Here is a 21,193-nt window from a genome sequence, read left to right as displayed (position 1 = left end):
AGTGCTGTAGCCCTTGACCCGCGGGCGCAGTTAGCTCTTATTTTTGTAGTCCCCCAGATAACCCACCAGGAGCGTTCCATGCCGCACAACAAGCAGATTCTTCTCGACAACCGTCCCACCGGCGAAGCCGTCGCCAGCAACTTCAAGCTCGTCAGCAGCGAGACGCCAAAACTGCAGGACGGCCAGGTGCTGGTGCGCCACCACTACCTGAGCCTGGATCCGTACATGCGCGGGCGCATGAACGACAGCAAGAGCTACGCGGCGCCGCAGCCGCTGGGCCAGGTGATGCAGGGCGGCACCGTCGGTGAGGTGGTGGAATCGAAAAATGCCAAATTTTCCGTGGGCGACAAGGTGGTCGGCTTTGGCGGCTGGCAAGAATACAGCGTGGTCGATGCCAGCCAGGTCGGCATGCTGCGCAAGGTGGACACGGCACACATTCCACTGAGCGCCTATCTCGGCGCGGTCGGCATGCCGGGCGTCACCGCCTGGTACGGTTTGATGAAAATCTGCGAGCCCAAGCCCGGCGAAACCGTGGTGGTGAGCGCTGCCAGCGGCGCCGTGGGCAGCGTGGTCGGCCAGCTGGCCAAGGCGCGCGGCTGCCGTGCCGTGGGCATCGCCGGCGGCAAGGACAAGTGCGATTACGTGGTGCAGGAACTGGGCTTTGACGCCTGTGTGGACTACAAGGCGCACAAAGACCCGAAATCCCTGTATGCGGCGCTCAAGGAGGCCACGCCGGACGGGGTGGACGGGTATTTTGAAAATGTCGGAGGCGTGATCATGGACACCGTGCTGGCGCGCATGAACGCCTTTGGCCGGATCGCCCTGTGCGGCATGATCGCCGGCTACGACGGTCAACCCCTGCCACTGACCACGCCGCAACTGATCCTGACGAATCGGCTCAAAGTGCAAGGCTTTATCGTGAGCGAGCACATGGAACACTGGCCCGCGGCCCTGACCGAACTCGGCACCCTGGTGGCGACCGGCAAGCTCAAGTTCCGCGAATCCGTGGCGCAGGGCATCGAAGCCGCGCCCGAGGCCTTCCTGGGTCTGCTCAAGGGCAGGAATTTTGGCAAGCAGCTGGTCAAACTGATCTAGCGCCAGCGAAAAAGGAGGGCGCCATGGACACCACGCACGAAGTCTTCAACCAGAGCACGCCGCTGGCGGACTACAACCTGTTCAGCGGCAACCAGGCGATGCGCGATGCGCTGGCGTTCAATGCGCCCACACTCGATACCACCCCGCTGCAGGCACTGGGCGCGCAATGCGGGTCTGCCGCCATGCAGACGCACGCGCGGCTGGCGAATGTGCATGCGCCCGAGTTGCACACGCACGACCGCTTTGGGCGGCGCCTCGACGAGGTGGAATTCCACCCGAGCTACCACGCGCTCATGGCGGCGGCGGTGGGAGCGGGCTTGCACGGCTCACCGTGGGCGGAAGGCGCTGACGCCAAAGGACATGCGCATGTGCGGCGGGCCGCCGGCTTCATGCTGTTCACCGAGCTCGAGCCCTCCATCCTGTGTCCGATCTCGATGACCTACGCCGTCACGCCCGCCCTGCGCAGCAACGCGGCGATCTACGCCGACTGGGGCCCCAAACTTGCCAGCCGCGCCTACGAGCCGGCCTTGAGGCTCTGGCGCGACAAGCCCGGCCTGACCATGGGCATGGGCATGACGGAAAAGCAGGGCGGCTCCGACGTGCGTGCCAACACCACGCGAGCCGTGCTGGAGGGCGCGGACGCTTGGGGCCAGCGCTTCGCAGTGACCGGGCATAAATGGTTTTTCTCGGCGCCGATGTGCGATGCCTTCCTGATCCTGGCGCAAACCCCAAGCGGCCTGTCCTGCCTGTTCCTGCCGCGCGTGCTGCCGGACGGCACGCACAACAAGATCGAAATCCAGCGCCTCAAGGACAAGCTCGGCAACAAGGCCAATGCCAGCTCGGAGGTGGAGTTCGGGCAGGCCAGCGCCTGGCTGGTGGGCGAGGAGGGGCGTGGCGTGCCGCAAATCCTGGCCATGGGCAGCATGACGCGGCTGGACTGCGCCCTGGGCACCAGCGGCCTGATGCGCCAGGCGCTCAGCATCGCGCTGCACCACACGGCGCAGCGCCAGGCCTTTGGCAAGCCGCTGATCGAGCAGCCGCTGATGCGCAACGTGCTGGCCGACCTGGCGCTGGAGAGCGAGGCGGCCACCGCGCTGGCGCTGCGACTGGCGCGCTCGTTCGACCGATCGGGCGATGCACACGAGCAGGCCGTCGCGCGCCTGCTCACCCCCATCGCCAAGTTCTGGATCTGCAAGCGCGGCAGTCCCTTTGCGCAGGAAGCCATGGAATGCCTGGGCGGCAACGGCTATGTGGAGGAGGGCGGCGAAGGCATCATGGCCCGCATCTACCGCGAGATGCCGGTCAACTCGATCTGGGAGGGGGCGGGCAACATCATGGCCATCGACCTGCTGCGCGCGCTGCGCAAGGCCGATACCGCGGCCGCGCTGGCGCAGGAACTCGCGCCCGCCAAGGGCGCGCATGCGGCGCTGGACCGCATGGCCGCGGCGCTGCCCACGCGCGTCGAACAGATGGCCACCGAGCTCGAAGCGCGCCGCCTCGCGCAGGATGTGGCGCTGGCCGTGCAGGCGGCGCTGCTGTACCAGAGCGCCCCCGCCGCCGTGTTCAGCGCGTTTTGCGATTCGCGCCTGGATGGCAATTGGGGCCAGACCTTTGGCACGCTGGGCGCAGCCACGGATTTTGACGCGATCATCGCGCGCGCGATGCCCGTTTGAACCTTGCCTCTACTGCCAGGAAACACACCATGAGCGAGCTGATTCTTCACCACTACCCGACCTCTCCATTCTCGGAAAAAGTCCGGCTGATCCTGGGTTACAAAAAGCTGGCCTGGAAATCGGTCGTGATCCCGCCGATCATGCCGAAGCCCGACGTGGTCGCGCTTACCGGCGGCTACCGCAAGACCCCGTTTCTGCAGGTCGGGGCCGACATCTACTGCGACACGGCACTGATCTGCGACATCCTCGAGCACCGCCAGAGCACGCCCGCGTTGTACCCCGCGCACAACAAGGGCCTGGCCCGCGTGCTGGCGCAGTGGGCCGACAGCACCTTGTTCTGGGCTTCCATGGCTTACAACTTCAGCCCGGCGGGCGCGGCCCAGGTGTTTCCAGGCGCACCACCCGAGGTGCTGAAAGCCTTCGCCGAAGACCGGGCCAAGATGCGCGTGGCCGTGCCGCGCCTGCCACCGCCCGATGCGGCGGCCGCCTGCAAAAGCTATCTGCGCCGTCTCGCCAACATGCTCGAGGAGCAGTCCTTTCTGCTCGGTGCCGCGCCGTGCATCGCCGACTTTGCGGCCTATCACCCGCTGTGGTTCACGCGGCACCGCACCCCGGCCATGGCGGGCATCCTCGACCACACGCCGTCCGTGCTGGCCTGGATGGACCGCATGGCCGCCATCGGTCACGACCAGGAGCAGGCCTTCAGTGCGGCAGAAGCCATCGCATTGGCCGCCCGGTCCACGCCCGCGCCGCTCAAGGACGAACCGTTCCAGGACGAGCACGGCATCGCGCTGGGCAGCCAGGTGGTGATCACCAGCGAGAGCTTCGGCCCGGAGCCCACCCAGGGTGAACTGATCGCCGCCACCCGCATGCATTACACGCTGCGCCGCTTCGACGAGCGCGCCGGCACAGTGCATGTGCACTTTCCGCGCATTGGCTACATCCTCAAGAAAGCACCCACCGCATGATCACCGACTTCAAAGGCAAGACCGCCGTTCTCACGGGCGCCGGTTCGGGCTTCGGCCTGGAGTGCGCCCGCATCGGCGCCAGGCTCGGCATGAACCTGGTGCTGGTCGATGTGCAGCAGGACGCGCTCGACAAGGCCGCGGCCGAAATGCAGGCTGCCGGTGCGCCCGTGCTCGCGCGCAAGGTGGATGTGTCGAACGCCGCCCAGATGGAGGCCTTGGCCCAAGCCGTGCAAGAGCGCTTCGGCGCGCCGCACCTGGTGTTCAACAACGCGGGCGTGGGCTCGGGCGGCCTGATCTGGGAGAACTCTGTCCGGGACTGGGAATGGGTGCTGGGCGTCAACGTCATGGGCGTCGTGCACGGCGTGCGCCTGTTCACGCCCATGATGCTAGGCGCCGCCAAAAAAGACCCCGCCTGGCGCGGCCACATCGTCAACACCGCCAGCATGGCCGGTCTGCTGAACCCGCCCAACATGGGCGTGTACAACGTCAGCAAGCACGCCGTGGTCAGCCTGTCCGAGACGCTGTACCAGGATCTGTCCCTGGTGACCGACCAGATCGGCGCGAGCGTGCTGTGCCCATTCTTTGTCGCCACCGGCATCAGCCAGAGCCATCGCAATCGCCCCGGCGATCTGGCGGGCGAAAAACCTACCAAAAGCCAGCTGGTGGGCCAGGCCATGACCGACAAGGCGGTCGGCTCGGGCAAGATCACGGCCTTCGATGTGGCGCAAAAAGTGTTCGACGCCGTGGCCGCCAACCAGTTCTACATCTACAGCCATCCCAAGGCCATCGGCTCGGTGCAGACCCGGCTGGAGGACATCCTGCAGGCGCGCAATCCAACCGATCCTTTTGCCGGCAAGCCCGAGATCGGGGCAGCCTTGCGCAAGGCGCTGCGGGCCGACTGATCCGCGCGCAGATTCAGGCCGCGCCACGAGTTCGGTACAGCGTCAGCAGCCGGCTGACACCGCCTGCAGCGTGCTGCCCGTTTTCGGGTCGAACACCACCAGGTTGACCTGCCGCGCGTGCCCGGGGCTGGGTGCAATGCTGCGCAGGGTGAGCCGCTGCGGCGTGGCCGGATCGGTCCTGTAGTTGCCCGCCGGCGTGTACTGGCGCACCACGAAGTCATGCTGCAAAAATTTACCTGCGTTTTCACCCGCCTTGACCCTGGAGTTGTAGCCGTTCTCGGTGATGGTCCAGTAGGCGCTCCAGCTTGCGGGAGCACCGGCGGCGGGCGTGACGATGGCTTCAAACTGGTCGTCACCGAGTTGCTTGAGCGCGATACTGGCGCGGGCGGCTTGTGTGGCCGCCGGCGCATGCGTGCCCGACGCGGCCCAATCCGGCCAGTCCCGGCCATTCAACACGGCCTGCGGGGTGTAGATGGAGCGCTGCTGGTTCCAGGCCGCCACCTGTCGCTGGCGCTCGGTGTAGGCGGGCGAGGCGAAGCGGTCGACCCAGCCGATGGTGTCCCAGTAGCCCACGTGAAAGGCCTCGATCACGGCGGCCTGGCCTGCACCACGCTCTTTGAAGCTTGACAGCCATTTGTCCGCCGGCGGACAGGAGCTGCAGCCCTCGGAGGTATACAGCTCGATCACGGGCGTGAGGGCCGCGCCTGATTGAAAGACACAGCCGTTTTCCATGGAAAAAGAGGCGGTAGCCCCCGTTGACACTGCACAGATAGCTATTAATTTGATAGTAATTTTCATGAAAACCGCCTCGTCGTGGTGGATGCCTGCGAATGAGTCGGCGCTGCACCGTTTTTTCTTACGTCGCCGCCCGGAAATGGCGGCCGTGTTTTCGGTCTTTTAAACAAGAACCCTTCAAGCGTAACTTTTGTAAAAGATGAAGTCCCTGTGATATTTGTTGTGGAATTTTGTATCGTTCTCAAATAGTGTTGATTTGAGACAACATGATCGCGCCCTTGAACAGTATCCTGAAACATTGGAGTTGTATGAAAAGTGTCGCAAAGGTGTCACAATTTCTTCACAAGATGCGCTAGGCGCCAGGTGTTAAAGGTCACGGTGACGAATGATCTACATGAGGGGGTTTTATGGGCGATCGAAGCCAGATGGAAAGTGAGCCCGGCGTCATGCGCCGGGAAAACCGGGGGGCTGCCCAGCAGTTTGCGCTACGGGGCGACTCCTGCCCATGGCCAGATTTTCTGAATGGCCAGCCAGGTCAGCCGGTGCGCGTGCTGCTGGTCGATGACGACCCGCACTTCCGCAGGGTCATCGCGCAGGAACTGGTGGCCGATTTGCGGATCAGCCTGGTGGCTCAGGGGGGCAGCGCACGCGAGGGGCGTCGCCTGATCGCGCTGCATGAGTTCGAGGTGATGATGATCGACCTGAACCTGGGTGATGGTTCGGGGTTCGACCTGATCGACTACATGAAGTCGATTCGCCCGGCAGCCGAGGCAGTGGTCATTTCCGCCATGGAGGACGAACAGCACGCCCTGCATGCGTTCGAGCTGGGCGCCACGGGCTACCTGCTCAAGAATTCGTGGTTCGGCAACTTCTCGCAGGCGGTGTTGCAGGTGGTCAATGGCGGTGCGTCGATCACACCGAACCTGGCGCGCCGGTTGCTGCTCAAGCTGGACCACGCGCAGGGTGATGCGCAAATGATCAGGGTCTCCAGCAAGCCCGACAAATTGTCCGACCGTGAAAAAGAAGTGCTGAGGATGGTGGCCAGCGGCTACACCAGCGCCGAGATTGGCACCCGGCTGACGATCAGTTGCCAGACGGTCAACTCGCACATCAAAAACATCTATCGCAAGCTGCAGGTGCGCACCCGTGCGCAGGCGGTCAGCTTTGCCGGGGCCCGCGGCCTCTTGTAGCGCTGCATTTTTATAGCGGCGCCGGGCTGCAGGCGCATCGTCTCCGTGGGCAAGCCCCATGTTCGCGACCCCCCGGCGGTCAGGTGCCGGTGCCCGCTGGCCCGTTGAACACGATGAGGACAAAGTGGACCCACAAGCCATGACGCTGACCGCCTGGTGCCGCAAGCGCAGCCGGTTCGACCTGGCGCTGGCGCTGGCCCTGGCGGCACTTGCCGTCAATCTGGGACTGTCGCGCTACGCAGCCGCCGCGGGTACCCCGTCCACCTTCTGGCTGGATATCAGCTACCAATGGTGTGTTGCAGCCGTGGTATTTTTCCTGCTGCAAAGCGCCGGCATCGAGCGGGAGTGGCTGTACTGGCTGTGCCTGTCGCAGGCTCTCGTCGGCACGGTCGTGCTGGGGGGGACGGGCTTGCATGGGCTGCGCAGCCTGCAGGGGCGCATCCCCCTTTTCCAGGCCTGGCAAATCCTCAACGTGGGGTTTTTCCTGCTGCTGGCCGCGGGGATCTGCTATTTCGCGGCCCGCCGGGGCGGCCCCCATCGATGGTTTGTGATGGGCACGACGCTGCTGGGTCTGGGCATTGCGCTGAACGATGTGCTTCATGCGCAGACCCTGCACACCGGAACGGCGTTCGGGCACTACCTTTATCCCGCCTTTCTTCTTCTGGTGTGGCTGGTCATGACCGGTCGCGGCACCGACAGCCACAGCGCGATCGATGCGCAGCAGACAGGGCATCTGCAGGCTTTGAGCCGGCTGCGGGCCGAGCAGGCGAGCCACAGCGACCTGCTGAGCCGGCGTGCCATAGAGAGCGAACGCAAGCGCATCGCCAGTGATCTGCATGACGGGGTGGGCTCCCAACTCGTCAACCTCATCGCCACGCTGGATCCCCATTCTGCGCAACAGCAAGCCATGGCCATTGCGCTGGAGCAGTGCCTTCTTGACCTGAAAATCATGGTCGACTCCATCGACGGGGAGCACGATTCGATCATCGATGCGCTGGCCCGGCTGCGCTATCGCATCCAGCCCGCGCTGGACCGGCTCGGGATTCACATGGCCTGGAGCATGCAGGACGCCGCAGAGCTCGCGCGGGTCACGCCCGACAAGGTGCTGCAACTGCTGCGCATCAGCCAGGAGGCGCTGTCCAACGTGATGCGCCACGCCCACGCATCGACGGTCGAGGTGACCTGCCGGTACCTGCCGTACAGCCAGTGCCTGCTGCTGGAGATATGCGACAACGGGCGGGGCATCCAGGCGGCCATGGCGGACCGGCGCGGCACCGGAAAAGGCCTGTCAGGCATGCGCCAGCGCGCCGAAACCATTGGCGCCAGCATTGAGTTCTCCCGCTGTCAGGGCGATCGAACGGGAACCCGCATCATGCTGCTGCTGCCGCTGTCGCCCCCTTCCAAAGATTCCAGAGCCCAGGCGACGCACAGCCCCATGCGACCATTGGACGAAATGGCCTGACGCGCACGGGGCATCCAGGCAGGCACGCGAGTGCCCTGTGGCAAACTTCCGTCCTTCGACTCACTTCACATTGGATGTCCCGGCGCCGGGCCGGGATTGTTACCACCATGCAGAAAATCATTCGTCAGATCGCCACCGAAATCAAGGTTCGGGACGATCAGATCCAGGCGGCCGTCGATTTGCTCGATGGCGGCGCCACGGTGCCCTTCATCGCGCGTTACCGCAAGGAGGCCACTGGCGCCCTGGACGACATCCAGCTGCGCGAACTGGAGTACCGCCTGGGCTATCTGCGCGAACTCGAAGGCCGGCGCGACGTCGTTTTGAAGAGCATCGACGAGCAGGGCAAGCTGACCCCTGCACTGCGCGCTGCGATCGAGGCGGCCCCGACCAAGCAGGATCTGGAAGACCTGTACCTGCCGTACAAGCTCAAACGCCGCACCAAGGGCCAGATCGCGCGCGAAGCGGGCATCGAGCCGCTGGCCGACCGGCTGTTTGCCGACCCGGCGCTGGATCCCGCGACCGAGGCTGCTGCCTTTACGCGTCCTGCCGAAGTATTGGACGACGGCAAGCCCGGCCCTGATTTCTCCACCGTGCCCGCCGTGCTGGACGGCGTGCGCGACATCCTCTCCGAACGATGGGCCGAAGACGCCGCGCTGGTGCAGAGCCTGCGCGAGTGGCTCTGGATGGAGGGCCTGTTCAAATCCAGCCTGATGAGTGGCAAGGACGAGAACAACGCCGACGTGGCCAAGTTCCGCGATTATTTTGACTACGACGAGCCGATCGGCCGCGTGCCGTCGCACCGCGCCCTGGCGGTATTCCGCGGGCGCGCGCTGGAGATTCTGGATGCCAAACTGGTGCTGCCTGTGGAAGCGGAGCCGGGCAAGCCATCCGTCGCGGAAGGGCGCATCGCCATCCACCTGGGCTGGAGCCACCGGGGCAGGGCGGCAGACGACCTGATCCGCAAATGTGTCGCCTGGGCCTGGCGCGTGAAGCTCAGCCTGTCCACCGAGCGAGACCTGTTTGCGCGGCTGCGTGAAGGGGCCGAGAAAGTCGCCATCAAGGTGTTTGCCGACAACCTGCGCGACCTGCTGCTGGCCGCACCGGCAGGCCCGCGCGTGGTGCTGGGGCTGGACCCGGGCATCCGCACCGGCGTCAAGGTCGCGGTGGTCGATGCCACCGGCAAGCTGGTGGAAACCGCCACGGTCTATCCGCACGAGCCGCGGCGGGACTGGGACGGTTCGCTGCACACACTGAGCCGGCTTTGCGAAAAACACGGTGTGAACCTGATCGCCATCGGCAACGGCACGGCCAGCCGCGAGACGGACAAGCTGGCGGGCGATCTGATCAAGCAGTTGGCGAAACTGCACGACGGCGCGGAAATCCAGAAAGTGGTGGTCAGCGAAGCGGGCGCGTCGGTGTACAGCGCCAGCGAGTTCGCGTCACAGGAAATGCCCGACGTCGACGTGAGCCTGCGCGGCGCCGCCAGCATCGCGCGGCGGCTGCAGGATCCGCTGGCCGAACTGGTGAAGATCGACCCCAAGAGCATTGGCGTCGGTCAGTACCAGCACGACGTGAACCAGAGCGAGCTGGCGCGCGCGCTGGACGCGGTGGTGGAAGACTGCGTGAATTCGGTCGGCGTCGATCTCAACACCGCCAGCGTGCCGCTGCTGTCGCGCGTGTCGGGACTGAGCGGCTCGGTGGCCAAGGCCGTGGTGCGCTGGCGCGAGGCCAATGGCGCCTTCGCGAATCGCCAGCAGCTCATGCAGGTGACGGGCCTGGGCGCCAAGACCTTCGAGCAGAGCGCAGGCTTCCTGCGCATCCGCGGCGGCGACAACCCGCTCGACATGACCGGCGTGCACCCCGAGACCTATCCCGTGATCGAGAGAATCATCGAGAAGACGGGCAAACCGGTGGCCGAACTCATGGGCCGCGCCGAGATGCTCAAAACGCTCAGGCCCGAGCTGTTTGCGAACGAGCGTTTCGGCGTCATCACCGTCAAAGACCTTCTGTCCGAGCTCGAAAAGCCGGGCCGTGATCCACGACCTGACTTCAAGGTGGCGCGCTTCAACGACGGGGTGGACGACATTCGCGACCTGCAGCCCGGCATGATCCTGGAGGGCACGGTGAGCAACGTGGCCGCGTTTGGCGCCTTCGTGGACCTGGGCGTGCACCAGGACGGGCTGGTGCATGTGAGCCAGCTCGCGCACAAGTTTGTCGAGGACGCGCGCGAGATCGTCAAGACCGGCGATATCGTGAAGGTCAAGGTCATGGAGGTGGACATCGAGCGCAAGCGCATCGGCCTGTCGATGAAGCTGGGCGACGCTCCGGCTCGCAGGGATGGGCCGCGCGACAACCGGTTTGAAGGCGCGGGGCGCGGCCAGCAGCCGCCCCGCCACCAGGGCGCGAGCGCGCCGCAATCCACGGCCATGGCGTCGGCGTTCTCCAAGCTGCAGGGGCTGCGCAAGTAGCTGCTACAGGTTTAATAGTCACGAACGTATACTGAAAACTCTGCCCCTTTGGGGCTGCAAGAGGCCCGTCATGTCGATCCGTTCCCTGCTGCTGCTGATTTTTGCTGTTGCGCTCGCCGCTTTTGCGGTGGTGAACTGGGGACTTATCACGCAACCCACCGAGTTGTCGCTGCTTGTCAGCAGTGTCCACGCGCCGCTCGGGGTGGTCCTGCTCGGATTCATGCTGGTCCTGGCGGCGATATTCATTGCCGTCGTCGCCTCCATGCAGACCACGCTGCTGATGGAAGGGCGCCGCCACACCAAGGAATTGGCAGCGCAGCGCGAGCTTGCGAACAAGGCCGAAGCGTCGCGCTTCACCGAGCTCAAAACCTTCATCGCGGAAGAGCTGGTGCGGCTGTCCCGGGAGCGCGTAGAGGGTGCGCAGCAGTTGCAAACGCGCCTGGATGGTTTACAGGCGACGCTGATGCAACGGGTCGATGAGCAAGCCAATTCGCTGGCGGCCTCGCTCGGCCAGCTGGAAGATCATGTGCGCAGCGTTGCTGCCCGCTCGGGTGGAGCCGCCTGAGCCGGCGGCCAACCTGCCGCTTCGGGCGGCTCGCTACAGGGACTGCAGCAGCATCTCGCGGTAGTCCTCGGGTGTCGCCAGGCGCGGATTGGTCTTGTGGCAGTGGTCGGCCAGGGCGCCGCGAATCACGTCGTCGAACTGGCTTTCTTTCACGCCCATGGCGGCGAGCCCCTTGGGCAAACCGAGCCGCGCGTTCATGGCCTTGATGGCGTCGGGAATGTCCTCAGCCGACTTCAGGCCCATGGCGTAGGCCATGCGCTCAAGCCGGTTTTCTTTCCGGACCGACTCGGCGCTCGCATTGAACTTCACCACGGCCGGCAAGAAGACGGCGTTCAAGGTGCCATGATGCAGGCGTGGATCGACGCCTCCCAGGCTGTGGCTGAGCGAATGCACGCAGCCCAGTCCCTTCTGGAACGCCATCGCGCCCTGCATCGAGGTGCTCATCATGTTCAGGCGCGCTTCCCGGTCGGAGCCGTCGCGCGTGGCGCGCTCGATGTGAGTCCAGCCGCGCGCCAAACCGTCGAGCCCGATGCCGTCGGCCGGCGGATTGAACGCCGGCGCCATGAAGGCTTCCATGCAGTGCGCAATCGCGTCCATGCCCGTGGCGGCGGTCAGCATGGGCGGCAAGCCGAGCGTGAGCTCTGGATCGCAAATGGCGGCCTTGGGCACCAGATGCCAGGAATGAAAACCCAGCTTGCGGTGGTCGTCCAGAATCACGATCGCGCCGCGCGCCACCTCGCTGCCGGTGCCGGCCGTAGTCGGCACGGCAATCAAAGGCGCCACGCGTTCGGTGATTTTCAGCGAGCCGCCCTCGATGGTGGCGTAGGTCTTGAGCGGGCCTTCGTGCGTGGCCGCAATCGCCACGCCCTTGGCGCAGTCGATCGACGAGCCGCCGCCCACCGCGATCAGGCCGTCACAGCCATGGGCCTTGTATACGGCCACCGCGGCGCGCACGGCCGCCTCGGTCGGGTTCGATGGTGTCTGGTCGTAGACCGCCATCGTCACGCCGGGCAGCGCATCCTGCACCTTTTGCAACAGGCCGGCCGCCTTGACGCCGGGGTCGGTCACGATCAGCGGGCGTGTGATGCCGACGCGCTGGCATTCCTGCGCGAGCAGCTTGAGCGCGCCAAATTCAAACTGGATCTGCGTCACGAAGTTGATGAAAGCCATGATGTTCCGCGTTGTACGATGGAACCCTCACTGTAACGGACACCTGCAAAAAATGAGATGGAAGAAAACCCTGCTGGCAATGCGATTCGCCCCGGCCGGGTGGAGCAACGGCCGGTGAGTGGCCCACCCTTGAACCCGCGCGCCTTGCTAACGCCGGTCATGCGCGATGTGCTGGACCGCATGGCACGCGCCAGGCGTCCCCCCATGCACCTGCTGTCGCCGCAGCAGGCGCGCGCCGCCTACGAAGCCGGTGCCGGTGTGCTGGAAATTACGCCCCCAAAACTGGCGCGGGTAGAGGATTTCATCATTCCCGCGCGCGACGGCCATGCGCTTCCCGCGCGACTGGTGGCCCCGTCAATGGGGCGGTTGCCCGTGCTGCTGTATTTCCATGGCGGCGGCTTCACCATCGGCAGCATCGCCTCGCACGACGTGCTGTGCCGCCAGCTCAGCCACCTCGCGCACTGCGCGGTACTTTCGGTCGGCTACCGGCTGGCGCCCGAGCACAAGTTTCCGGTGGCAGCGCACGATGCCTGGGACGCCACGGCCTGGCTCGCCGGGAACCGTACGTTGCTGGGGCTGGACGGCACGCGCATGGCCGTGGGCGGCGACAGCGCGGGCGGCACGCTGGCCGCGGTCTGCGCCGTGCTGGCGCGCGATGCCGGCCTGCCGCTGGCGCTGCAGCTGCTGTTTTACCCCGGCTGCGCGGCGCACCAGGACACGCCGTCGCACACCACGTTTGCGCAGGGCTTCGTGCTCGAAGAAGCGCACATCACCTGGTTCTTCAACCAGTACATTCGCAGCCCGGCCGACCGCGACGACTGGCGCTTCGCCCCGTTGAATGCGCCCGACGTGGACGGTGTGGCGCCTGCATGGGTCGGACTCGCCGAATGCGACCCGCTGGTCGACGAGGGCGTGTTGTACGCCGACAAACTGCGCGCCGCGGGCGTCGCCGTCGATCTCGAAATCTACCGCGGCGTGACGCACGAATTCATCAAGATGGGGCGCGCCATTGCCCCGGCGCGCCAGGCCCATGCGGATGCCGCCGCCGCTCTCCGACAGGCTTTCAACCCTTGATGGACGAACCATGAATCGACAGGACTTCCGTTTTTTCCACCGGCTGCGCGTGCGCTGGGCCGAGGTGGATATGCAAAAAATCGTCTTCAACGCGCACTACCTGATGTATTTCGACACCGCGATCTCCGACTACTGGCGTGCCCTGGCGCTGCCGTACGAGGCCGCCATGCTGCAGCTGGGCGGCGATTTGTACGTCAAGAAGGCCACCGTCGAGTTCCATGCCTCGGCGCGCATCGACGACCAGCTCGACGTCGCCATGAAGTGCACGCGCGTCGGCACCTCGTCGATGCTGTTTAGCGGCGCGATCTTCCGCGGCGACGAGCTGCTGATCACGGGCGAGCTGATTTATGTGTTTGCCGACCCGGCCACGCAAACCTCCAGACCGGTGCCGGGCGTGCTGCGCGATATCCTGACCGGGTTCGAGGCCGGGCAGGATGTGGCGGTGATCAAGGTGGGCAGCTGGGCCGAACTGGGCCAGGATGCCGCACGCGTGCGTACCGAGGTGTTTGTCCAGGAGCAGCGCATTCCGGCCGAGATGGAATGGGACGAGGCTGACCGAAGCGCGCTGCATGCGGTGGCCTACAACCGCCTGGGCCAGCCGCTGGCCACCGGGCGACTGCTGCAGCATGCACCGGGCGTGGCCAGGATCGGCCGCATGGCGGTGAACCGCGCCGTGCGCGGCTCGCAGTTGGGCCTGCGCGTACTGCAGGCCTTGATGAACTGCGCCCGCGAGCGCGGCGACCACGAGGTGCTGTTGCACGCCCAGCGCAGTGCCGAGGGGTTTTATGCGCGCGCGGGTTATGCTGTACGCGGTGATCCGTTCGACGAAGTCGGCATTGCGCACGTAGAGATGTTCATGCCGCTTTGAGGTTTGTCTCGGGAGAGGATGCTGTAGTGGCGCGACGCGCGTGGGTCAAATACGTCTTGCTGGCCGCATTTTTTGCGCTGGCCTATGTCGTTTATCAACTGGTTTCCACCGAGCTGCAAACCTCGCGCTGGCAGGCGCACCATCTGGCGCAACTCGGCAGGAAGCTCACCGTGACGGTCGCGCCCGGCCCCAGCGACGCCATCCGGTTTCCGGGTCCGGGCCCCTACGACGAGCGGCTGGGCTATGCGCAGCTGCCGGAGTTCACCGCGCGGCTGCGCCAGCGCGGCTTTGCCATCGCCGAGCAGGCTCGCATGTCGCCGCGCATGACCGAGCTGATTGACGACGGCCTGTTCACGCCGTACCGCGAGAAAACCCAGGCGGGGCTCGAGTTGTTCGACTGCAACGGCCAGGCGCTTTACGCCCAGCGCTATCCGCAGCGGGTGTATCCCAGTTTTGCTGCGGTGCCGCAGGTGCTGGTGCACAGCCTGCTGTTCATTGAAAATCACAACCTGCTGAACCCCGAATACCCGCTGCGCAACCCGGCCATCGACTGGCGCCGCTTCAGCCGCGCCAGTGCCGACCAGGTGCTGCACCTGTTCTCCAGCAGCCGCGCCACACCGGGCGGCAGCACGCTGGCCACGCAGATCGAGAAGTACCGCCATTCCCCCGACGGCCAGACCGGCACCGGCGCCGAGAAGCTGCGCCAGATGGCCAGCGCCTCGGTGCGCGCCTATCTGGGCGGCGAGGTCACGCTGCCCTGGCGCGAGCAGATCGTGCTGGACTACCTCAACACCGTGCCGCTGTCGGGCAGCGCCAGCCACGGCGAGGTGCAGGGCCTCGGCGACGGCTTGTGGACCTGGTACGGCGAGGATTTCGCCGAGGTGAACCGGCTGCTCCAGGACATGGACGGCTCTCTTGTCTCCGCACGGCAGGCGCAGGTGTTCAAGGAAGCGCTGTCGCTGATGATCGCGCAGCGCCGGCCGTCCCCCTACCTGCTGCAGGACCGCGCGGCGCTCAACACCATGACCAACCGCTACCTGCGCCTGCTGGCGAGCGCCGGAACCATCCCGCAGGCCTTGCGCGACGCGGCGCTGGCGGTGCAACTGCAGCAGGCCCGCCCGGTGGCACCGCGCGCCAGCGAGTCGTTCATCGAGCGCAAGGCGGTGACCAGCCTGCGCACGGGCCTGTCGGCGCTGCTCGGTGTCGACTCCCTGTACCACCTGGACCGGCTCGACCTGCGTGCCGGCAGCACCATCGACCAGGCGGCCCAGCAAGCCATCACCGACGCCTTGCAGCGCGTGCGCACACCGGACGGTGCCCGCGCCGCCGGCTTGTATGGCCGCAACCTGCTGCAGTCCGGCGACGACCCCGGCCGGCTCACGTTCAGCGTCACGCTGTACGAGCAGCAGGGCGGCGCGAACCTGCTGCGCATGCAGGCCGACAGCGTGGACCAGCCGTTCGACATCAACAGCGGCGCGCGGCTCAACCTCGGCTCCACCGCCAAGCTGCGCACCCTCGTGACCTATCTGGAGATCATCAGCGCGCTGCACCAGCGCCTGGCCGGCTTGACTCCCGCAGAACGGCGCCGCCTGCCGGTTTCCGCACAGGACGTGCTGAGCCGCTGGGCCCTGGATTACCTGACCCGCACGCCGGGCGCCAGCCTGCAGGCGATGCTGGAGGCCGCGATGGAGCGCAAGTATTCGGGCAACGCCGGCGAAGCGTTTGCCACGGGCGGTGGCCTGCAAAGCTTCGAGAATTTCGAGTCCTGGGAAAACACGCAGGAGTTCACCGTGCGCGTGGGCTTCCAGAATTCCGTCAACCTGGTGTTCGTGCGGCTCATGCGCGACATCGTGCGCTACGAGATCCACCAGATCGAACCCAACGTCGACCAGTGGCTGGCCGACCCCGACTCACCCCAGCGGCGTGAGTACCTGGCGCGCTTTATCGACCAGGAGAGCAGCACCTTCATGCGGCGCTTTTACCGCCAGTACCAGGGCAAGACGGTGAATCAGGCGCTCGATCTGATGTTCGCGGGCAAGCGGGTCTCGCCGGTGGCGCTGGCGGTGGCGCTGCGCAGCGTGGATCCATCCCTGGGCGAGGCCCAGTTCGGGCGCGAGATGCGCCAGCGGCTGGCAGGGCCGCCCCTGTCCGACGAGGCCCTGCACCAGCTCTACGTGAAATATGGCGTCGACAAGTTCTCGCTGCGCGACCGCGGCTACCTGGCGCACGTGCATCCGCTCGCGCTGTGGCTGGTCGAGGCCCTGCGTCGCCAGCCCAAGGCATCGCTCAAGCAGGTGCTGGACGACAGCGCCACCGTGCGCCAGGACGTCTATACATGGCTGACGCGGGCGCGCATCAGCAACGCCCAGACCAACCGCATCCGCCAGCAACTGGAGGCTGCTGCCTTCGTGCGTATTGGGCAGGCCTGGCGTCGGCTCGGCTATCCCTTCGGGAACCTCACACCGTCGCTCGCCACGGCCGTCGGCGCTTCCGGCGACCGCCCCGCGTCGCTGGCGGAACTGATGGGCCTGATCGTGGGCGATGGCGTGCAACGCCCCCTGCGGTCGCTGCACAGCCTGGACTTTGCCGTCGGCACGCCGTATGAAACCCGTTTTGTGGCGCAGGCACAGCCGCAGCAGCGGCTGCTGGCGCCCGAAATCACGACCCTGGTGCGCCGCTCGCTGCAGGACGTGGTCGAAGGCGGCACGGCCAAGAGCCTGCGCGGCACGTTCACCGAGGCGGTGGGCGGCAAAACCGGCACCGGCGACCAGCGCTTCGAGACCTACGGCCCGGGCGGGCGCCTGCTCGGCTCACGCCGGGTGAATCGCTCGGCCACCTTTGTGTTTTTTGTCGGCGAGCGCATGTTCGGCACCATCACCGCCTACGTGCACGAACCCTATGCCGCGCGCTACAGCTTCACCAGCGCGCTGGCAGTGCAGTTTCTCAAGTCGGTGGCGCCCGTGGTGCACGCCATGGCGGGGTCCGGCGGCTGCCGGAACTAACAAGCGCCGATCCTGCCCAGCATTCCTGAATGTATTACGGCCATTCCGAAGACGCCCAGGACGGCAATGGCGCCGATCACCGCGAGCACGATCACGACGGCCTTGAGTGCGCTGCCGTTCGCCGAATCATCCATGAATCATTCCCTCCTTTGAGGTGGCGGGTGTTACCCGTCAACGATGATTCTTGCACTCGCAGAGCGCCATTGCCTGCACCAGTGTGATCACTGCGGCGTGGCTGGTCTAAATATCCAGCAGCAGCGGATAGGGCAGGGCTTGCAGGGCCAGCACAGGTCCGCCGGCCGCGCCCAAGTGCAAGGTACCCGATTCGGTGGCGCTGATCTGCAGCGACACCAGCGCATCGAAACCCCCTGCCGGCGCGGCCGCTGCCTGCGCCACCAGGCCGCAGGGCTGGGTGGCGTCGGCACTGTGAAAAACTTCCTGGCCTGGGCTGGGCGGCGCGTCGCAGTGCACCAGATAAGCGCGGCGCTTGAGCGTGCCGCGAAACTGGCTGCGCGCCACCACCTCCTGGCCCGGGTAGCAGCCCTTCTTGAAATTGACCCCGCCGACCGACTCGTAGTTGAGCATCTGCGGCACAAAAGCATCGACGAGGGGCGTGGTGAGCGTGACGATGCCACTGCGCACCTCGCTCCACAGCCACAGTTCGGTGGCGAGCGGCGTCCCCACTGGCGCGGGCTCGCCAGCGGGCGCGATCCACAGCGCCCGCGGCTGGCCGCCCGCCGGGTACAAGGTCACCACGTTTGCAGAGCCAAAATCGGCTTTGGCCCAGACGGTATGGGCGCCACCAGCTATTTCTTTCGTAGCATCCCCGGCCAGCCCGAAGAGGCTGAAATCCGCGGTCGCGTCCGTCAATTTAGCCTTGGCGCGCAGCACGAACATCGACAGCCGCTTGAGCGTGGGCGCGAGCAGGTCGCGGCTGCAGACCAGCAGGATTTCGCTCGGGCTGCGCTTGAAGCCGACGAAACTGGCCTGCATGCGCCCTTTGGCCGAGCAGAACGCGGCAAGTCGGGCCTCGGACCGACCGAGCAGCGAGAAATCCTGGGTCAGCTGGCCGTGCAGGAACGTGGCGGCATCTTCGCCCGCAACCCGGATAACGCCCAGGTGGGACAGGGGCGCGACGCCGTTCAGGGGCGCAGCAGCGGCGCTTGACGATGAAGATGGAGGGGTGATGGGCAGCGAGGCAGTCATGGGGTGAATTATCATGCCCTGATCATTTCCACGAGGCGGTAGGGCTGTGCGTCGATTGTTGTTGGGACTCTTTTTCTTGCTGGCGCTGGGCGCCGGCGCTGCCGCCTGGTGGCTGCACCAGCCGCTGGTGCTCAACGCCGCCCGCATGGTGCCCGGCACGACCAGCCTGGACCTGTCAATCGAACCCGGCACCACGCCGCGCGGCGTGGCGCAGGCGGTGGCCGATGCCGGCGTGCAGGTCAACCCGCAGGCGCTGTTCTGGTGGTTCCGGCTGTCGGGCCAGGCCCGCAAAATCAAGGCCGGCAGTTACGAGATCGACCCCGGCGCGACGCCGCGCAGCGTGCTCGGCATGCTGGTGCGCGGCGAGGAGGCGCTGCGCACGGTCACGCTGGTGGAAGGCTGGAACTTCCGCCAGTTTCGCGACGCGCTCGCAAAAGCAGAGCAGCTCAGGCCCGACACGCAAGGGCTGAGCGATGATTCCATCATGACCGCGCTGGGGCGTCCGGGCCTCAGCCCCGAAGGCCGGTTCTACCCCGACACCTACAGCTACGCCAAGGGCTCGAGCGACCTGGCCGTGCTCAAACGCGCGATGCGCCTGATGGACACCCGGCTGGCCGCGGCCTGGGCGCAGCGTTCGCCCGACCTGCCGATCAAGACCCCCGACGAGGCGCTGGTACTGGCCAGCATCGTGGAGAAAGAAACCGGCCGGGCCGGCGACCGGCCCATGATTGCCGGCGTGTTCTGCAACCGGCTGCGCCTGGGCATGCTGCTGCAGACCGATCCGACCGTGATCTACGGCCTGGGCGCCAAATTCGACGGCAGCCTGCACAAGAGCGACCTGCTGACTGACACGCCCTGGAACACCTATACCCGGTCCGGCCTGCCGCCGACCCCGATCGCCATGCCCGGCAAAGGCGCCTTGATGGCCGCCGTGCAGCCGCTGGCGACCAAGGCGCTGTATTTCGTGGCGCGCGGCGACGGCTCCAGCGAGTTCAGTGCGTCGCTGGGCGAGCACAATCGCGCGGTCAACAAATTCCAGCGCGGCCAGAACCCGCAGCCCCCTCAGAACCCATGAGCAAGCCCGGCATTTTCATCAGCTTCGAGGGCATAGACGGCGCCGGCAAATCGACCCATATCGAGGCGCTGGCCGCGGCCTTTCGTGCGCAGGGCAGGGCGGTCACGTTGACGCGCGAGCCGGGCGGCACACCGCTGGCCGAAAAACTGCGCGCCATGGTGCTGAACGACCCAATGGATGCGCTGACCGAGGCGCTGCTGATTTTTGCGGCGCGGCGCGACCACCTGGTGCAGGTCATCGAGCCGGCCCTGGCGCGCGGCGACGTGGTGCTGTGCGACCGCTTCACCGACGCCACCTTTGCCTACCAGGGCGGCGGGCGCGGCTTCGATCTTGCCGTGCTATCAGTTCTGGAGCAATGGGTGCAGAGTGGGCAAGGGCTGCAGGCCGATTTGATCCGGCAACCCGACATGACCGTGTGGTTCGACCTGGCGCCCGAGGTCGCGGCGCAGCGCCTGTCGGGTGCGCGTGTGCCCGACAAGTTCGAGGCCCAGCCGGTCGAGTTTTTCCGCCGCGTCGCGCAAGGCTATGCGCAGCGCGCCGCGCAGTCGCCGCAGCGTTTCACCCGCATCGACGCGGCCGGCGATCGGCACCAGGTCTGGCAGCAGATCACCAGCGCGATGGTGCGCCGGGGCTGGCTCGCCATCATGGTCGCCGCGAACGGAGGGCCGAAATGAGTGACGCGCCGGGCCGCCCCCAAGCAAGCTCGCACCGCAGTGCGCAGCACGAAGGTACTCCAGTGAGCGACGCCCTGGCGCCCTGGCTGCAGCAGCAGCTCAGCGCGCTGCTGGCCCAGCGCGGCCATGCCTGGCTGCTGCACGGCCCGTCGGGGCTGGGGCAGTACCGGCTCGGGCTCGAACTGGTGCGCGCCTGGCTGTGCGAGACGCCCACGCCGCAGGGCGCCTGCGGCCAGTGCGGCAGTTGCCACGCGATCGAGGTGCGCACCCATGCCGACCTGTGCGTGCTGATGCCCGAGACCGTGATGATGGCGCTGGGCTGGCCGCTCGGCGAAAAGGCCCAGGCCGACATCGACGACAAAAAGCGCAAGCCCAGCAAGGAGATCCGGGTCGACGCCATGCGCGACACCGTGGAGTTTTCGCAGCGCACCAGCGCGCGCGGGCGCGGCAAGGCGGTGCTGGTGTATCCGGCCGAGCGCATGAACAACGTCACGGCCAACGCCCTGCTCAAGACGCTGGAAGAGCCGCCCGGCGACGCCCGGTTCGTGCTGGCCAGCGAAGCCGCGCACCAGTTGCTGCCCACCATTCACAGCCGTTGCCTGGGCCACACCATGCTCTGGCCCGACGAAGCCTCCGCGCTCGCGTGGCTGCAGCAGCAGGGCGTTGGGGCCGCGGATGCCGCCGCCGTGCTGCGCGCCGCGGGCGGGCGGCCGGACGACGCCCTGCAGTTCCTGCAAAGCGGGCTCGACCTTAAAACCTGGTCGCTGCTGCCGCGTGCGATGGCCCGGGGCGACGCCAGCGCCCTGGCCGGCTGGGCGCCCGCGCAAGCGGTCGATGCGCTGCAAAAACTGTGTCACGACCTGCTGGCGGGCAGCGTCGGCGGCGCGCCGCGCTACTTCAACCCGGCGGACCTGCCGATGGCGAGCACCGCCGCGCTGGCGCGCTGGTCCAGGGAATTGGCGCGCACCGCACGCACCGTCGAACACCCTTTCAATGCCGGATTAATGCTGGAAGCCCTTGTGAGCCAGGCCCGCAACGCACTAAACTCAAAAGCTTGAGCTACCCC

At 66.3% G+C, this 21,193-nt stretch carries 18 protein-coding genes; 14 read left to right on the top strand and 4 right to left on the bottom strand.

All coding sequences use genetic code 11. The features are described 5' to 3' along the window. Positions 1-78: 78 nt before the first annotated feature. Genes B0E49_RS05495 through B0E49_RS05480 form a run of 4 tightly spaced genes read left to right on the top strand, consistent with a single transcriptional unit; the run spans position 79 to position 4,638 of the window. Positions 79-1,095 carry an NADP-dependent oxidoreductase gene (locus tag B0E49_RS05495; protein WP_077560997.1) on the top strand — a complete coding sequence of 339 codons (1,017 nt, stop codon included), beginning with the start codon at positions 79-81 and terminating at the stop codon, positions 1,093-1,095. Positions 1,096-1,118: 23 nt separating this feature from the next. Continuing rightward, a complete protein-coding gene (locus tag B0E49_RS05490) occupies positions 1,119-2,768 on the top strand; it encodes an isovaleryl-CoA dehydrogenase (RefSeq protein WP_077560995.1) in 1,650 nt (549 codons plus the stop codon). 29 nt (positions 2,769-2,797) lie between these two features. Then, positions 2,798-3,736 (top strand): glutathione S-transferase family protein, encoded by a 939-nt coding sequence (locus B0E49_RS05485; protein ID WP_077560994.1) that lies wholly within the window; start codon positions 2,798-2,800, stop codon positions 3,734-3,736. Continuing rightward, on the top strand, positions 3,733-4,638 hold the full coding sequence (locus tag B0E49_RS05480; protein WP_077560993.1) for an SDR family oxidoreductase: 906 nt from the start codon (positions 3,733-3,735) through the stop codon (positions 4,636-4,638). Before B0E49_RS05485 ends, B0E49_RS05480 begins: the two co-directional genes overlap by 4 nt. Before the next feature lie 42 nt (positions 4,639-4,680). Here the strand turns inward: B0E49_RS05480 and B0E49_RS05475 are convergent, their stop codons facing one another. Further along, the gene (locus B0E49_RS05475) at positions 4,681-5,436 is read right to left on the bottom strand and encodes a DUF1223 domain-containing protein (RefSeq protein ID WP_077560992.1); all 756 of its coding nucleotides are present in this window, start codon (positions 5,434-5,436) and stop codon (positions 4,681-4,683) included. A 383-nt stretch (positions 5,437-5,819) separates the two neighbouring features. Here B0E49_RS05475 and B0E49_RS05470 point away from each other — a divergent pair, with 383 nt between their 5' ends. The 4 genes from B0E49_RS05470 (at position 5,820) to B0E49_RS05455 (ending at position 11,058) form a co-directional block, all read left to right on the top strand. After that, the gene (locus tag B0E49_RS05470; protein WP_286137839.1) at positions 5,820-6,563 is read left to right on the top strand and encodes a LuxR C-terminal-related transcriptional regulator; all 744 of its coding nucleotides are present in this window, start codon (positions 5,820-5,822) and stop codon (positions 6,561-6,563) included. Between the two features lie 124 nt (positions 6,564-6,687). Further along, positions 6,688-8,025: a sensor histidine kinase gene (locus B0E49_RS05465; RefSeq protein WP_168175009.1), complete on the top strand. Its 1,338-nt coding sequence runs from the start codon at positions 6,688-6,690 to the stop codon at positions 8,023-8,025. Between the two features lie 107 nt (positions 8,026-8,132). Next, the gene (locus B0E49_RS05460; protein WP_077561279.1) at positions 8,133-10,493 is read left to right on the top strand and encodes a Tex family protein; all 2,361 of its coding nucleotides are present in this window, start codon (positions 8,133-8,135) and stop codon (positions 10,491-10,493) included. Positions 10,494-10,563: 70 nt separating this feature from the next. Further along, the gene (locus B0E49_RS05455; protein ID WP_077560989.1) at positions 10,564-11,058 is read left to right on the top strand and encodes a LapA family protein; all 495 of its coding nucleotides are present in this window, start codon (positions 10,564-10,566) and stop codon (positions 11,056-11,058) included. A 33-nt stretch (positions 11,059-11,091) separates the two neighbouring features. Here B0E49_RS05455 and gbd read toward each other — a convergent pair whose 3' ends face one another. Next, positions 11,092-12,228, bottom strand: coding sequence for a 4-hydroxybutyrate dehydrogenase (gene gbd, locus B0E49_RS05450; protein WP_077560987.1), 1,137 nt, complete (start codon positions 12,226-12,228; stop codon positions 11,092-11,094). Positions 12,229-12,387: 159 nt separating this feature from the next. On the opposite strand from gbd, the gene B0E49_RS05445 reads away from it, so the two are divergent. Genes B0E49_RS05445 through B0E49_RS05435 form a run of 3 tightly spaced genes read left to right on the top strand, consistent with a single transcriptional unit; the run spans position 12,388 to position 17,172 of the window. Further along, the gene (locus B0E49_RS05445; RefSeq protein WP_077560986.1) at positions 12,388-13,302 is read left to right on the top strand and encodes an alpha/beta hydrolase; all 915 of its coding nucleotides are present in this window, start codon (positions 12,388-12,390) and stop codon (positions 13,300-13,302) included. Between the two features lie 10 nt (positions 13,303-13,312). Next, positions 13,313-14,170 (top strand): YbgC/FadM family acyl-CoA thioesterase, encoded by an 858-nt coding sequence (locus B0E49_RS05440; protein WP_077560984.1) that lies wholly within the window; start codon positions 13,313-13,315, stop codon positions 14,168-14,170. Positions 14,171-14,196: 26 nt separating this feature from the next. Beyond that, positions 14,197-17,172 (top strand): transglycosylase domain-containing protein, encoded by a 2,976-nt coding sequence (locus B0E49_RS05435; RefSeq protein WP_286137821.1) that lies wholly within the window; start codon positions 14,197-14,199, stop codon positions 17,170-17,172. On the opposite strand, the gene B0E49_RS20465 is transcribed toward B0E49_RS05435, so the two are convergent. Continuing rightward, complete coding sequence (locus B0E49_RS20465) at positions 17,169-17,306, bottom strand: hypothetical protein (RefSeq protein WP_168175008.1); 138 nt, start codon at positions 17,304-17,306, stop codon at positions 17,169-17,171. The genes B0E49_RS05435 and B0E49_RS20465 overlap by 4 nt on opposite strands. 106 nt (positions 17,307-17,412) lie before the next feature. After that, complete coding sequence (ygfZ, locus tag B0E49_RS05430; RefSeq protein WP_077560982.1) at positions 17,413-18,378, bottom strand: CAF17-like 4Fe-4S cluster assembly/insertion protein YgfZ; 966 nt, start codon at positions 18,376-18,378, stop codon at positions 17,413-17,415. Between the two features lie 46 nt (positions 18,379-18,424). Between ygfZ and mltG the strand changes: the two genes are divergently transcribed. The 3 genes from mltG to B0E49_RS05415 are packed head-to-tail and all read left to right on the top strand — an operon-like array spanning position 18,425 to position 21,185. After that, positions 18,425-19,453, top strand: coding sequence for an endolytic transglycosylase MltG (gene mltG, locus B0E49_RS05425; protein ID WP_077560980.1), 1,029 nt, complete (start codon positions 18,425-18,427; stop codon positions 19,451-19,453). Continuing rightward, entirely contained in the window at positions 19,450-20,127 is a 678-nt protein-coding gene (gene tmk / locus B0E49_RS05420) for a dTMP kinase (protein WP_077560978.1), read from the top strand. Before mltG ends, tmk begins: the two co-directional genes overlap by 4 nt. Further along, on the top strand, positions 20,124-21,185 hold the full coding sequence (locus tag B0E49_RS05415) for a DNA polymerase III delta subunit-related protein (protein ID WP_077560976.1): 1,062 nt from the start codon (positions 20,124-20,126) through the stop codon (positions 21,183-21,185). The genes tmk and B0E49_RS05415 overlap by 4 nt, the downstream gene beginning before the upstream one ends. Positions 21,186-21,193: the final 8 nt, after the last annotated feature.

Origin of the sequence: Polaromonas sp. C04, assembly GCF_002002705.1 — a bacterium.
GTDB lineage: Bacteria > Pseudomonadota > Gammaproteobacteria > Burkholderiales > Burkholderiaceae_C > Rhodoferax_A.
This window is presented reverse-complemented; position numbering and strand designations above follow the sequence as displayed.

Coding starts and splice junctions, on each gene's coding strand:
- tmk (WP_077560978.1), top strand. CDS start 19,450: ATGAGCAAGCCCGGCATTTTCATCAGCTTCGAGGGCATAGACGGCGCC.
- B0E49_RS05440 (WP_077560984.1), top strand. CDS start 13,313: ATGAATCGACAGGACTTCCGTTTTTTCCACCGGCTGCGCGTGCGCTGG.
- ygfZ (WP_077560982.1), bottom strand. CDS start 18,378: ATGACTGCCTCGCTGCCCATCACCCCTCCATCTTCATCGTCAAGCGCC.
- B0E49_RS20465 (WP_168175008.1), bottom strand. CDS start 17,306: ATGGATGATTCGGCGAACGGCAGCGCACTCAAGGCCGTCGTGATCGTG.
- B0E49_RS05455 (WP_077560989.1), top strand. CDS start 10,564: ATGTCGATCCGTTCCCTGCTGCTGCTGATTTTTGCTGTTGCGCTCGCC.
- gbd (WP_077560987.1), bottom strand. CDS start 12,228: ATGGCTTTCATCAACTTCGTGACGCAGATCCAGTTTGAATTTGGCGCG.
- B0E49_RS05470 (WP_286137839.1), top strand. CDS start 5,820: ATGCGCCGGGAAAACCGGGGGGCTGCCCAGCAGTTTGCGCTACGGGGC.
- B0E49_RS05490 (WP_077560995.1), top strand. CDS start 1,119: ATGGACACCACGCACGAAGTCTTCAACCAGAGCACGCCGCTGGCGGAC.
- B0E49_RS05495 (WP_077560997.1), top strand. CDS start 79: ATGCCGCACAACAAGCAGATTCTTCTCGACAACCGTCCCACCGGCGAA.
- B0E49_RS05475 (WP_077560992.1), bottom strand. CDS start 5,436: ATGAAAATTACTATCAAATTAATAGCTATCTGTGCAGTGTCAACGGGG.
- B0E49_RS05445 (WP_077560986.1), top strand. CDS start 12,388: ATGCGCGATGTGCTGGACCGCATGGCACGCGCCAGGCGTCCCCCCATG.
- B0E49_RS05415 (WP_077560976.1), top strand. CDS start 20,124: ATGAGTGACGCGCCGGGCCGCCCCCAAGCAAGCTCGCACCGCAGTGCG.
- B0E49_RS05480 (WP_077560993.1), top strand. CDS start 3,733: ATGATCACCGACTTCAAAGGCAAGACCGCCGTTCTCACGGGCGCCGGT.
- B0E49_RS05460 (WP_077561279.1), top strand. CDS start 8,133: ATGCAGAAAATCATTCGTCAGATCGCCACCGAAATCAAGGTTCGGGAC.
- B0E49_RS05485 (WP_077560994.1), top strand. CDS start 2,798: ATGAGCGAGCTGATTCTTCACCACTACCCGACCTCTCCATTCTCGGAA.